The sequence below is a fragment of the Paludisphaera borealis genome (genome assembly GCF_001956985.1).
In the GTDB taxonomy this organism is placed as follows: domain Bacteria; phylum Planctomycetota; class Planctomycetia; order Isosphaerales; family Isosphaeraceae; genus Paludisphaera; species Paludisphaera borealis.
This window is the reverse complement of sequence record NZ_CP019082.1, coordinates 4,841,006-4,854,644: the sequence shown is the minus strand read 5'-3', so window position 1 is coordinate 4,854,644 and position 13,639 is coordinate 4,841,006. Positions and strand designations below refer to the sequence as shown.

The following is a 13,639-nucleotide window of genomic DNA, read 5'->3' as shown; positions in this document are numbered from 1 at the left end:
ACGCCGAGGTCTTCGCGAGGGGGCGAACCATGGAACGCGGGCGGCCGAACAACGAGAGCGAAGACAACAAGACGGTGCCGATTTTCGCGTCCTCCGAGTCTCCGTCCTCCTCGCCCGGCGCCGAGGTTCGACCGTCGAACTCGACCCAGGTTCAGTCTCCCGTTCCCGAGCGGACGAGCGAGGCGGCGCACCGCGCCGATTTCCCCAGCGCCGTCGAGCCGGGCGCGATCCTGCTCGGCAAGTACCGGGTGATCCAGAAGATCGGCGAAGGGGGAATGGGAAGCGTCTGGCTGGTTCAGCACCTGGGGCTGGACGAGCACCGGGCGCTCAAGGTCATCAGCGAGGGCATCGCCGGCGACTCCCACGTCCGCGCCCGGTTCGACCAGGAGGCCAGGATTCTGGCCAAGCTCAAGCACGCCAACGCCGTCACCGTGCACGACACGGGGATCGTCGGCGACTCGGCTTACATCGAGATGGAGTACATCGACGGGGTCAGCCTTCGCCGGCATCTCAAGCGCGGGCAGCCGAGCAACCCGTCGTTCATCCTCTGGCTTATGCGAGGGATCTGCGACGTCCTCGGCGCCGCTCATAATCGTGGGATCGTCCATCGCGATCTGAAGCCCGAAAACATCATGGTCGTGGCCGACCCGGAGACCGGACGCCAGACGGTGAAGGTGCTCGATTTCGGAATCGCCAAGATCATTCACAACGTCGGCGACGCGTCTTCATCGACCATGCACACCGTGGGAGTTCTGGGCACGCCGGCGTACTCGAGCCCCGAGCAGAACGGGGTTGAAATGGACGCCTCGAGCCGCTCGCCCGTCGATCACCGCAGCGACATCTACTCGCTGGGCGTCATGCTCTACGAGTTGCTGACCGGCGAGCTTCCGTTCAAGGGCGACTGGACCCAATTGCTCTATCAGCACGCGCGCGCCGTGCCGAAACCGCCCAGCCTGGTCGCCCCCCAGGCCCAGATTCCGCCGGCGGTCGAAAACCTGGTGCTCCGTTGCCTTGAGAAGACGCCCGACCAGCGGCCCGGGTCCGCGGCCGAGCTTTACAACGCGCTCCGCGCGGCCTACGGCGACGTCGCCGGCGAGGATCTCGATGCGACGACCTCGGGGCCTCAATCGAGAAAATCGGCGCTGCCGCTCCTGACGCCTCATCCGAATGCGACCCTCCAGCCGACCTTGCCCGACGTCGGCCGCCGCGCGCGGCCGACGCGCCGGGTCGTGATCCCGCTGGCCCTCGCGGCCATCGGCCTGCCGGCCGCATTGCTGATCTGGCTCAACGGGGTGAAGGTGACGGTCTCGCCTCCTCCCCCCCTCCCTCCCGCTCCCCCCCCGGTCGCCGGCGTTTCGCCGGAAGTCGTCGAGTATCTCGCGCAGCATTACGGCCGCAGGGTCTATAAGCCCGATCCAGGGGCCGGGACGGTCGAGATCGAGGAGATGCGCTGGCCTGCTTCGATCGTTCGCGAGGACGACGAGCATCGGAAATTACGACTGCACGACCGCATCTACCTACCGGAAGGTTCGGAACCCGAGACTTCGGAAGACACCAAAGGGGCACTGCGCTTGCCCCGGCTCGTGGTCGACAAGATCCTGAGGAAGCCCGTCCGGTTTCGGCTGATCGAGGGAGGAACCTTTGAGATGGGCGACGACAGCCCGGAACTCAAGGGAGGGGCCGAGAGTCCCAGCCACAAAGTCAGCCTGTATACGTACTACATTCAGGAAAAGGAAACGACGATCGGAGAGATCGACGACTATATCGCCAGTTCCGGACGATCGCCCAAGAGCCCCGAATTCGTCGATTATCTCCAGGCGAAAAGCGATCTCGGGATTCCGGTCGAGGAGAACCTCGGCGACTACCCCGCGGTCTCGCTGTCTCGAAAATTCTGCGAGTCCTACGCCCACGACCTGGGCGGCGAGCTTCCCACCGAGGCGCAATGGGAGTTCGCGGCGCGTTCCCGAGGCGCTCGCAAGCGCTTCGTCTGGGAAGGGGATGAGATTCATCAAGAAGACGCCAATATCCTGAGCACCGAGGCTCGCACCATCAAAACGCGTCCCGTCGGACGCTACCTGAAAGACCAGACGATGCAGGGGGTCTACGACCTCGCCGGCAACGCCCGCGAATGGTGCCGCGACGTCTGGAAGCACTACATCAACAAGGGTCTCGTCCCAGATCCCGTGGCGACGAGCGCGGACACAGACCCGGACTACGTAATCCGGGGAGGATCTTACGAAACCTCCACCGAAATGGCGCGTACGACCTACCGTTCCAGTACGCCGGACTTCGAATACAAAGCCAAGAACAACGACGCCTTTCCCGACGTGGGTTTTCGGCTGGTGCTGGAAGTCGTGATCGCCGACCTGAAACCCGTCCCAAGTCCGGAGCCGCCCACGAAGAAAGGTCCGGTCAAATGAGCGCGACGCGGCGGACGATGCCTTTTCGAGCTGGTCGGACGTGGCTACTGGGATTGTTCGTCGCCCTCGCCGTCGCTCGGTCGGCCCCGGGGCAGCCCCCCGCGCCGCCGGAGCCCGCCAAGCCCCAGGTCTGGGCGATGCTGGCGGGCGTCGAGCGGTACGAGGATTCGCAGGCGTTTCCTCGCTGTCGAGGGGCCGCGCGCGACGCGGCGAATCTGGCCCACTGGCTGATCGACGCCGCGGGATGGCCGGCGGACCACGTCTTGCTCTTGAGCGATCGCGACCTCGCGACGCTCGGGTTCGACAACCCCGCGAGCCAGCCCGAGTATCGCCCCGCGACGAAGGCCAACCTCGACTGGGGGGCTCGGACCTGGCTGCCGAGCAAGGCCCGGCCGGGGGATACGCTGGTCCTCTTCTTCGCCGGCCAGGCCGTCGGCCTGCTCCCCAATCCGAATCAGCGGCCGGGGGCTCCCGATCGCGACTACCTGATCCCGATGGACGCACGCGGCACGGACGTCGACGCGACGGGCTGGATGCCGGGCCGGGCGATCGAGGACGTCGCGGCCCGGGGCGATTACACGATCGTCTGCCTGCTCGACGCCTCGCCCGCGGGACGGGTTCAATCTCCTCGCGTGCTGGGCTCCCCCGCGCAGTTCGCGCCTGGCGAGCGGATGCTCCGGGGCGTCGTCCGGTGGCCAGGGGTGACGGCGTGGCTGGCCGCGAGCGACAAGCCCTCGGGTCAGTCGGCCGAGGAAGGATCGGGATTGTTGACCCAGTCCTTGCTCGCGTCTCTCGGCACGCGACGTAAACCGAGCAACCTGCTGGAGTGCCTCGACCGCCTCCGACGCGAGCCCTCGCTGGCGTCGCAGCGCTTCCGGACCTCGGGCGGATTCCGCCCCGACCTCAGCCTCTGGCCCGCCGACGCGCGGCCCCCGCGGCCCAAGGCGGAGCCGCTCCTGCAACGAGGGCACGCCGACCGGGTCACCGCGGTCTCGTTCGCCGCCGACGGCGGCCGATTGTACTCCGCCAGCCAGGACTCGACCGTCCGGATCTGGAACGCCCAGGACGCGAGCCTGCTGAGCGTGATGCTGGCGACGATGAACGGCGTCTGGAGCCTGGCCCAGAGCGCGGACGGCCGGCTGCTGGCCGCCGGAGGAGGCAAGGGCGAAGTCTACATCTACGACCTGACTCGCGAGATCGCCAGAACGTTCAACGACGGCCATCGGCACCGAGGCCCCGTCGAAGAGGTCGCGTTCCTCCCCGAGAAGCCTACCGAACCGCCCGCCGACGCCCAAGCCGCCGGGCCGACGCCCCGTCACGTCGTCACGCTCGACAATCAAGGCCGGTGTCTCGTCTGGGACGCCACAAGGCAGCAAATCCAGTATCTGACCATGCCCGCCGAGAGCAAGGCGCGGTTGCTGGCCGTCGCCAAGCGGGCGGGCCCGGTCGCGTTTTGCCTCGTCACGCCCGTGGGCAAGGGGGCGGAAGTCGTGTTGGCGTTCGACGCGCTGGGCAAGAGCGTCGCCTCGCTGCCCGCGACGCCAAACCGCATCACGGCGCTGGCGCTCGCCGACGACGGCGGCCGCGTCCACGTCGGCCGTGAAGACGGCGTGGTGACCGAGTTCGAGTTGCCAGGTGGGGCGAAGCGAGCGGAATGGAAGCTCAACGCCACGGTCACGCTGATCAAGGAGGCTCCCTTGTGGTTGGTCGCGGCGACGGACCGGACGCTGCAGGTCCTGCCGCGTGGCGAACAGGCCGGTCGAACCTCGAAAGAGGTGACGATGGACGGCAAGATCGCCCAGGTCGCCCTCTCGGCCGACGGACGTCTGGTTGCGGCCTGCGACGCGTTTCGCGGAGAACTCCGGGTCTGGGAATTGTCCGACGACGGAACCGCGGCGACGCCCATCGAGATCGAGCGGAAAGACCGCGGCGCGGCTCTCTCGCTTTGCTTCTCTCCAGGGGGCGAAACCCTCGCGGCCGGCGACGGCGACGGCGGAATCCGGTTCTGGGAGATCCCCGCCGGCAGGGCCAGGCCGGGGATCGCCGCCAGCCGGGGACGGGTGCGGCATATCGCCGTCGCCCCGGATGAGAAAGCCTTGCTGCAAATCAATGACGACGGCCTGGCGCTGGTGTGGGAGTTCGGCGAGGGCCGGGGCGCCCGCCGCGTCCCCGGATCGAGCGGTTTTCGGCCGGCGGGCGACTTCCTGCCCGACGGCGACTTAGCGCTCATCGACTACGACGGCAACGTCGTCGTCCACGAACGGGCGACGCTCGCCCGCCGGCCCATCGTCTTCGAGCGTCCGCTCGCCGAGAACGGCAAGACGGCCTCGAGTTGGGGATTTCACAGTCTGGCCGTCGGGGCCGGCGGACGGATCGCCGCGGGGAGTCGGGATGGCCCGCTCGCCTGCGTTTGGAAGAGCGCCGACGGCCGGCTCGCGTGCAAGCCCGTTCGCGGCCACGGCGACGCGATCAACACGGTCGGCCTCTCGCACGACGGAACCTCGCTCTTGACCGGCGGCGACGACGGCCTGGTGAAGGTCTGGAGTCTCGCGACCGCCGAGCCGACGCTGGAGCGCGTGCTCAACGCCGAGGGCGTCGCGGCGCCCTCTCCGGTGACCGCGGCGGCCTTCTCTCCTCGCGAAAGGGGCCTGATCGCGATCGGCCGGAAGGACGGCAGGCTCAGCCTCTTGCAGCCCGGCGACGCGAAACCGATCAATGTGAGCACGGGCCTCCAGGGCATGGTCCGCACGGTCGCCTTCTCCGCCGACGGCCGTCTCGTCGCGGCCGCCGGCGACAACCGACAGATCACCCTTTTTGAAGCAAACCGCCCCGGTCTGCCGATCCTCCTCAACACGCGGCCCAGCCACTTCGAGATGATCAACACCCTGGTGTTCTGGCCCCAGGGGAAGCTCCTCGCGAGCGCCAGCGACGATACGACGGTTCGCCTCTGGAGGCTCGCCGACCGTGCGCTGATCGGCACGTTGGCGGCGTCGAAAGACGGCCTCGACTGGGTCGTCTTCACCCCCGCCGGCTTGTTCGACGCGTCGCCCGAGGGCGAACGTCGGGTGACCTGGCGACTCGACAAGGGGGCCGCCGACCAGGGCGACGAAGTCGTCGCGCGCCTTGATCAGCTCCGACGGCAGCGGCACGTCTTCGACCTCGCCGACAGCTTGAGCCAGGCCAAGGACGTCCTTTCGTCGGCCGAGATCCCCGCCGGCAAGCCCCCCCGCATCGAGCTCGAGCCGGTCGCCGCGATCAGCCCCAAGCAACGTCGGGTCGACCTGGCGATCCGGCTCAGCGATCCAGCCGTCACTGACCTGCGGCTCTACCACAACGGCGTCGCCGTCGCGGGCGATCTGAAACCCGAGGACGGAACGATCCGGGCGACCGTGACCCTGGTCGGCGGCGGCAACCAGATTTACGCCCTCGCCGGCAAGCCGGGGAGCATCGACGCTCGATCGAACCAGCTCGACCTCACGTACAACGGCCAGACGATCGGCAAGACCCACGTCCTGGCGCTCGGGGTGAGCCGCTACAGCTCGCAGGCGCTCCGCTACGCCGACAGCGACGCTCAGGCGATCGCCGACGCCCTCAAACCCGCCGATCCGATCGTCCTGCTCAACGAGGACGTATCGGCGGAATCCGTGAACAAAGCCTTCGAGCAACTGCGGAGAGAGGTTCGGGAGCGGCCGGAAGACAAGGTCGTCGTCTTTCTCGCGGGGCATACCGACGTACGCCAGGGATATTTCTGCCTCCTGCTGCCCACGGCCGAGATGCCCGCGGGAGGGCCCGAGATCGTGGCGCTGCGTGGCGTTGAGAACAATGCGGCCCCCCCGGCGCAACCACCCAAACGCCCGCCGACCCAGGACAAGACCCTCCTACCCTATGCGCTGATTCACCGCAACCTGTCGTTCGTCGATGCGCTTCAGCGACTCGTGATCGTGGACGCCTGCCAGGCCGAGGCGATCTTCGACGACCCGATCGTCCGCATGAAGCAAAGGCGCTCGGTGCGAATCCTGGCTGATGAGGACGCCTACCAGGCCCGGACGTCGTACATCATGGCCGCGAGGCGCGGCGAGCGCGCCGGCGAGGCCGAACGGCTCAAGCACGGCCTGCTGACCTACGCCTTGCTGCGCGGCATCGGACAGGCCGGAATGGGGCCGTCTCCCGACCTGCCGTTGTTCCAGCAGTACCCGAGCGCGGACATGAACCGCGACGGCTGGGTCGAGACCGGGGAATTGCGGCAGTACGCCGACATCACGGTGCCCCGGCTCGCTCAGACGTTCCCGGAACTCGTCCTCAGAGGCGCGCGGGGAGACGCGTCCAACAACCCCAGGGCCGCCGTCGCGCAGGAGTCGGAGCAAACCTCATCATTCTTGCTGATGGAAACGCCCGATTCCGCCAAGACGACCCAACACTGACGACAGCAAACGCAACACATGACAACTTCTTGGACTCACAGCCAATTCGGATGTCTCTGATTTTCAGATAGTTCGAACGGGGTCGAGCGTCAGCCAGTCGGTCAGCGACACAATGCCGGCCCCCGGTAAGCCTTATACGATGGAGGACGGCGGATGGCGACAGGCGAGGCGCACCACGGCCATCATAAGATCAAGCTCGTGATCTTCCCTGGCGAGAGGAAGAACGGAGTGGGGACGACTGTGGGCCACATCTACGTGATTGGCGGCAAGGGCGAGTCGTACGACATGGCGGGTGGTCCGCCTCCTGGCAAGGGCTCCACTGGGCCAGGAGGTCACTCCGCGGGCGTGACCCCGGCTGGCCAATACGTCCTCGGACGCCAGGAGCACCACACCACCCAAAACTGGCCGATGTCCGTGATCCCCTGGGGAGCGACGCTGCGCGAGCACGGCGGCGAGATCCAATACCAGATTGGCGGCCACTGGCTCGATGCCACCGGGACGCACGGAAAGGTGACTCAAGCCGCGGTGCTGTGGGTGAAGCGTTCGGGCGCGCAATTGCCATTCGCCCAGATCGTCAAGGAGGTCCGAGCGTTGCCGCAGTTCCGCCTACCGGGAGGGTCGCTCAAATCAAGCTGGGATTTGAATGACTTTGGCAAGTGGTCGTGGAATCTCTTGAAAAACGGCGGCCGGTCTGCTTATTACATCCACACCACTCCGGACGATGAGAGCGCGACCGCCACTCACAAAACCTTCCTCCTCAGCCAGTCGCACGGCTGCATCCACATCCGGCCATCCGACCGCGACGATATGGCGAGCAAGGGCTACCTCAAGGCGGGCGTGGAAGTCCAGGTCAAGCCCTACGGGATCAAAGGCCCGCCTTGATAGAGCGAAAGCGGCGAGTCCGGATGTCGACGAGTTCTAACGCCCGAGCCACCCGACGCGGTGGCACGGCTTATTTCTTGACCAGATTTTCGACCGGCGCAGCCTGGGGGTCGAAGATACGGATCTTGTTCCAGCCGGAGAGGGTTTCCGGCGGATAGAAGCCCGCGAACTGGCGTCGAGACGTCAGCTCGGAGACTCGTCGCAAGACCGATTGCTGAAAGTCGTAGAGCGTCGTCGCCCCTTTCGGGCCGGTCGAGGCGGCGGCTCCACCGGTGACGCTCAGCGACTCAAGCACCGCCTGCGCGAAGGCCCCAAGCTCGTCGAGCCTCTCGCTCGGGTCCTGCTTCGAGGCTGTCAGCACCAGGACGCCCCGGTTGCCGGAGAGGTCTCGAATCCATTCCTGGATCGTGCTTCGCCCCGCGCTCGGAATCGCGCTGTGGATGCCGTCGACGAGGAGCATCACGAGACAGCCGCTATTCGTCAGTTCTTCAAGACGCTCGGAAATCGCCGCGCCCGCGACGGCGTTCTCGGCCTTGCTCTTGAGCGTCGAATCCACCGAAAGAACGACCGCCCCGGCGGAATCGGGCTTGAGGACGTGCGACTCCAGGATGATGAATACCGTGTCGCCGGCTTTCAGCTTGTTCGATCTCACGTCCTCGGCGAGTTCGTCGAAGACGCCGAGAATCCGATTCGCGTCCGCTTCCGCGTCGGAGATGACCTTGAGGTCGATTTGATCCTCGGCGAAATGGAGCCGATCGTCGGGTCGTTCGAAGAATTTCGCCAGCTTCTCGGCGTCGCGCTGGGCGTTCCGGATGTCAGGGACGACCCGTTCCTGGAACTTCTCGATTCCGAACGAGCGGATCACCATTCGAGGCCGGACCGGGACCACGGGCGGGCGAATCCGGCTGGCGTCGAGCCGCACCTCAAGCTTCTCGATCGCGGTGACGCCCAGATCGTCGGTCGCTTCGATCGTGACGATGTTCCTGTCGGGTCGAAGCCGGATCTGTTCGGTCGCTCGAGCGACCGGCGCCGTCGGATCGATAGCATGGGCGGGGTAGCGGATCGTGTCGCTGTGAACGACCAGGGAACGGACCCGACGTTGCGGCGAGGCTTCCGCCTCGATCCGCAGATTCAGCTCGGGCTGAGTCGCCACGATCTCAACCCCCGGCGCGATCGGCCGGGGCTCGACCACGCGAATGGCCGGCGGCTTCTGGACCACTGGCGTCCCCTTCGCCAGCGCCAGGGCCGCGACGGCGTCGCCGGTCTTGAGCACGGCGTCAATGACATCCGGCCTGCGGAGCTGTTTCTCATACCGCGACATCGGAAAGAACTCGGACGACAGTGACAGCCAGCGGTTCGGATCGCGCGTATCAAGGTGGTTGAGATGCCACCCCAGCAGCCGGCGATCGCCCGCGATGGAGGTCTCGTAATAGCCTTCGGGCATCCAGACGACCCACTCGCGGTCGCCGCCGGGGAACAGGCTCAACGAGGGAACGTCGGAGCGCGAGGTCGCCATCGGGATCGCGGTCCCGACGCCCTGGCGATGGACCTGAAACGACGTCTGATCGGCCAGCGAAGGGGCGATCGAAGCCAGCTCCGCGTCCAGTCGCTCGATCGCCAGGGGCTCGCGGCGCGAGGTCTGCGTGATCCGCTCGATGCGGTCTTCGACCTTCAATCCCATCCGCTCGGCGAAGCTGCGCGAGAGGACTTTCTGAACCACGCCCCCCGACCCTGGGATGTCGGGTGCGATCGAGGCGCCGAGTGCGGGCCGGGCGTCGCAGCCGGCAAGGCTCCAGAGCGAGAGGGTCATGTCGGCCGAGCTGGTGATCAGCCAACGGCCGTCGGCCGACGGCGCCATGCCCTGCACCGCGCCGCTGTGACCGAGCAGGAAGCGCGTCCTGACGCCGTCCGGCAAGCTGTAGATCAGCACGCCGCCTTCCTCGCAGCCGATCGCGACGCACAGCTTGGGGTGGCCGGCCTGGGCGTTGGCCGGGATGAACGTGAAGCTGGACCAGCGACCGTCGAGCGGACTCAATTGCAACGGGATCTCGGCCCCTTGCGCCGGCTCGAGGGCGATCCGGTCGAAGGCCCTCGGCGTGAATTTCCACCCGGGCGTGGATCGCACCGCCCTGCTGAGCGCGTCGCCCGGCGCAACCGGGACGAACCGCCGCTCCGCCAGATCGAACCCTTCCCAGGCGATCGCCTCCGGACCGACGGTCCGCGATCGTGAGAAAGCCACCGTCGGCTTGGCGTCGACGAAGGCCGCCTCCCAGAGAACCGTGCCTGGGCCATTCGCAGGCGGAGCTTGATCGTCCGCCCGTCCTTGTACGTCGAGGAGGGCGATCTGCTGCGCTTCGCCTCCAGCCACCGCCAGGGATCGTCCGTCCGGAGAGAAAACGAGAGCTTTGACGAACCCGCTCATCGTGCGGACCGCGCCGACGATTCGACCCTCAGGCATGCTGCGCACGGCCACGTCGCATTCCTTGCGCGGGTAGTCCTGGCTCGTGGCGCGGTACTTCAAAACGCTCGACGCGAGCGATTGCCCGTCAGGGCTGATCGCCAGCGACTCGACGGCCCTGCGCTCTCCCGCGGACTCGGGATTGAGAAGCTGGCCGTTGCGGAGATCCGCGCCGTCGTACCGCTCGATCTTGCCGTTCTCTCGTCCAACGACGACGTATCGACCGTCGCGGGTGGCGGCGAGGGCGCTGACGACGACTCCCTTGCCCTCGTCGGCCGCCAGGTCGTGCTCGGGGCAAGGAACCCAGGTCGTGAGCCGTTGCGTTCTCCAGTCCCAGAGCCGTATCGAGCCGTCCTTCGCCCCCCCGCCACTGACGATCCGAGCGTCGTCGAGAAACGACAAAGCCGAGACCTCGCCGGTATGACCTTGCAAGACCGCAACGGTCTTGGGTGTCGCGTCCAGCAGGTCCCATACGCGGATCGTCTTGTCTTCGCTGCAAGAGGCCAGATAGCGACCGTCGGGCGAGAAGGCCAAACCGAAGACCGCGCCGGCGTGCCCTCGACGCTCCAAGACCGGTCTTTCCAGACGGTCCGGAGAGAGTTCGAATTGCAGGTCGCCCGCCCCTTGGTCCGTTCGCCCCGGAAGCCGATAGATCAAGATCCCGCCGCGAGATCCGATCGCCCCGATCCCCGCCACGGCCAGCATTCTCTGGCCCTGCGCGTCGGCGGTGGGCGACAAGGCCAAGGCGTGCACCCGTCCGCCGCGGCGCCGGATCGGGGGCCGGATGGAACGATCGAGGCGTAACCCTCGGCCGTTGACCTCCCAGACGTGGACGGCCTTGTCGCGACCGCCGGAGACCAGATACTTGCCGTCGTTGCTGAAGACCATGGCCTGAACCAGGTCCGTATGTCCCTGCGCATTCAAAACCAGGGTCGGACTCAAAAAGTCCGGCGGGACGCCTTGTGCGAAGCACGGCGTTTCCCCGGCCAAACACCCCCACGCGGCCATGATCGCCCAGATCCCCAGAGTCTTGCCGAACATGGCGATGAGGGTCGGTTGGGGACCACGATCGTTCACGATCCTCCGACCGAACCCGGACGAATCGAGGCCTCCAGGAGACTCGAGTCGCCAGCATGCCAGAGTCCGGGGATGAGGAATGCGCGTCATCGGAGTCTCTCTCCCGAACAGCCCGCCCGTGATGGGCGAACGAACAAATTCGAACGTCGGTTCCGCGAATAAGCCTAGCTTTCGCCCACCAAAAGAAACGAACGTCCCGTTGATCTGTGTCGATTCTCAATCCCAATTCTCATTGTAGATCCGGTCGGCAGGATTCGGGTGAATCGTTTTTCAGCGATTTCCCGGGATTTCGACTCAAGGCTCTAAGCGAATATCTAGACTTGGTTTACGCGAACTCCGCCGAGTCCTGCTTCGACACGTGAGTCTGTGCGTAGCGATGTCGAGGCGACGGTTCAAGCCGCGAGTCGAACTTTCTCTCGAATATCGACGAAAATCGAGCAACCGGACTTACCCGAACTGTCGATACAGACAGCAAATCCCCCGCAATCGTCCGATCGCCTCATCGCGAGGGTCGCAGGGCGGAATGAATAGCACGCCTCGCGACGATCCCAGGTCGTTGGATGAGTTCCGTTATGGTCGTTCGCCGCTCCCGCGACTTTGTCATGCTGACGGACAAAGCCAGGAGGGGGACCGATCCGAGGCGAGGACGAACGGCGCGAGTTTCGGTCAATAAGGAGAGTGATCCGATGAAGCGATCGTACCAGCCTTGGCTGGCTGCCGGGATGGTCCTGACGTCGTTGACCGGGACTCAGTTCGCCTATGGTCAGGCCAGTGAACAAAGTAATGTTCAACCCGTCTTCCCCGCGCCCCAGGCGAGCGGACGAACGCTCGGAAAGCCATTAGCCGCTTATCCCACAGGCGCGACCGCCTTCCCGCGAGGCCATCAGTCTCCCGCGAGCATGGCGCGGGTTGCTTCGCCCCAAAGCGGATATACGACGCCGTACGGTCAGATTGCCAACCAGACGCCGACCGGCCAGGCCGGACCCTTCGGGACGATCTCGAACGTCCCCTTCGTCGCCCCCGGCACGATGAGTATCGAAGGATTGGAAGGTGCCGGCGCCGGCGCCCCCGGAATGGGTGCGGCGGCGAACGCTTATCCAGGAGCGGGTGCGGCGGGGAGCGCTTACCCAGGAGCGGAGGCAGGGGTAGGAACGGGACCCGAAGGCTTTGCGCCGGCTGGGGCCGCCGCGACGACGGCCGGAGCCCAGGCATTCGAATCGGCGCTCGCCGGGTTGTCTGGGCCTGGCGGGGCCGGCACGGCGGAATCGAACTTTCCGCCGAACATGATCGGCGACCTGAGCCCTGTCGGCCTTCGGCCCCTCCAGACGGTAGGCCCGCCGGGCGTGCCGACCGTCGGGCCTCCACCGGTCCCCGGAGTCCGCTCGTCCTCGTTGTTCTATCCGAGCGTCCGGACCGTCAAGATGTCCGAAAATATGTCGCCAAGGCCCCAGGACCGAATCTTCTACGACTTCAACTACTACAACAACGTCAACGCGGCCAGCAATGTCTACAACCGCTCGCCGATCAAGAACATGGAAGCCTATCGGCACATGTTCGGTTTTGAGAAGACCTTCGACGAAGGCCGCGGCTCCTTCGGCATGCGGCTGCCGATCGACACCCTGACTGCGGACGGCACCGCGCGCGGCGTCCAAACTCCCACCACCACGGCGACCGGAAATCTGAGCTTGTTCGCGAAGTACATCCTCAAACAGAACACCAAGACCGGCAGCCTGGTCAGCGTCGGCCTCGCCGTCACGCCGCCGACGGCCCCTGGACGATTCGCCGGCGCCCCTTACGTTTTCGGGATCAACAACACCTCGTTCCAGCCCTTCCTCGGGTACATCTTCAACTTCGGCGACTTCTACATCCAGGGCTTCAGCGCCTTCGACTTCACGTCGAGCGCGCGCGACGTGACGCTCATGTTCAACGACGTCGGCATCGGCTATTACGCCTATCGGGCGAACGATCCCAATTCCTTCTTGACCGCGATCGTGCCGACGTTTGAAGCCCACGTCAACTCTCCGTTCACCCACCGCGACTGGAAGAACCGGTACGACGTCGTGGGCTCGGCGGACGTCGTCAACCTGACCTACGGGTTGAACTTCCAGCTCCAACGAACGGCCATTTTCAGCACGGCCTTGGTGACGCCGGTCACCGGCCCCAGGCCCTTCGACGCCGAACTCGCCGTCTTCCTCAACATCTTCTACGGGCGCAGCCGGTCCGGGCGGATTCCGATCCAGCCGCCGCCGAGCCTCTGAGCCGCGGATTCGAGAAACCCGCCTCTTAACCGGGCGAACCTCGAAACGGCTGAAAAAGCCGAGACGGGGGACCAGCATGGGCGGTCCCCCGTCTCGGTTTCGAATCGTGGTTTCAGAGACGAT

Annotated in this window: 5 protein-coding genes; 4 read left to right on the top strand and 1 reads right to left on the bottom strand. The window is 66.0% G+C overall.

Features of this window, described 5'->3' with window-relative positions:
- Positions 1–29: 29 nt before the first annotated feature.
- The 3 genes from BSF38_RS18705 (at position 30) to BSF38_RS18695 (ending at position 7,723) form a co-directional block, all read left to right on the top strand.
- Positions 30–2,420, top strand: a complete 2,391-nt coding sequence (locus BSF38_RS18705) for a bifunctional serine/threonine-protein kinase/formylglycine-generating enzyme family protein (protein WP_076348133.1) — start codon at positions 30–32, stop codon at positions 2,418–2,420.
- A gap of 17 nt (positions 2,421–2,437) precedes the next feature.
- Entirely contained in the window at positions 2,438–6,841 is a 4,404-nt protein-coding gene (locus tag BSF38_RS18700; protein ID WP_168189413.1) for a caspase family protein, read from the top strand.
- Positions 6,842–6,994: 153 nt separating this feature from the next.
- The gene (locus BSF38_RS18695; RefSeq protein ID WP_076348129.1) at positions 6,995–7,723 is read left to right on the top strand and encodes a L,D-transpeptidase family protein; all 729 of its coding nucleotides are present in this window, start codon (positions 6,995–6,997) and stop codon (positions 7,721–7,723) included.
- Between the two features lie 70 nt (positions 7,724–7,793).
- Here the strand turns inward: BSF38_RS18695 and BSF38_RS18690 are convergent, their stop codons facing one another.
- Positions 7,794–11,258 carry a WD40 repeat domain-containing protein gene (locus BSF38_RS18690; protein WP_168189412.1) on the bottom strand — a complete coding sequence of 1,155 codons (3,465 nt, stop codon included), beginning with the start codon at positions 11,256–11,258 and terminating at the stop codon, positions 7,794–7,796.
- A gap of 1,433 nt (positions 11,259–12,691) precedes the next feature.
- Here BSF38_RS18690 and BSF38_RS18685 point away from each other — a divergent pair.
- On the top strand, positions 12,692–13,516 hold the full coding sequence (locus BSF38_RS18685; protein ID WP_145952222.1) for a hypothetical protein: 825 nt from the start codon (positions 12,692–12,694) through the stop codon (positions 13,514–13,516).
- The last annotated feature ends 123 nt before the right edge of the window (positions 13,517–13,639 follow it).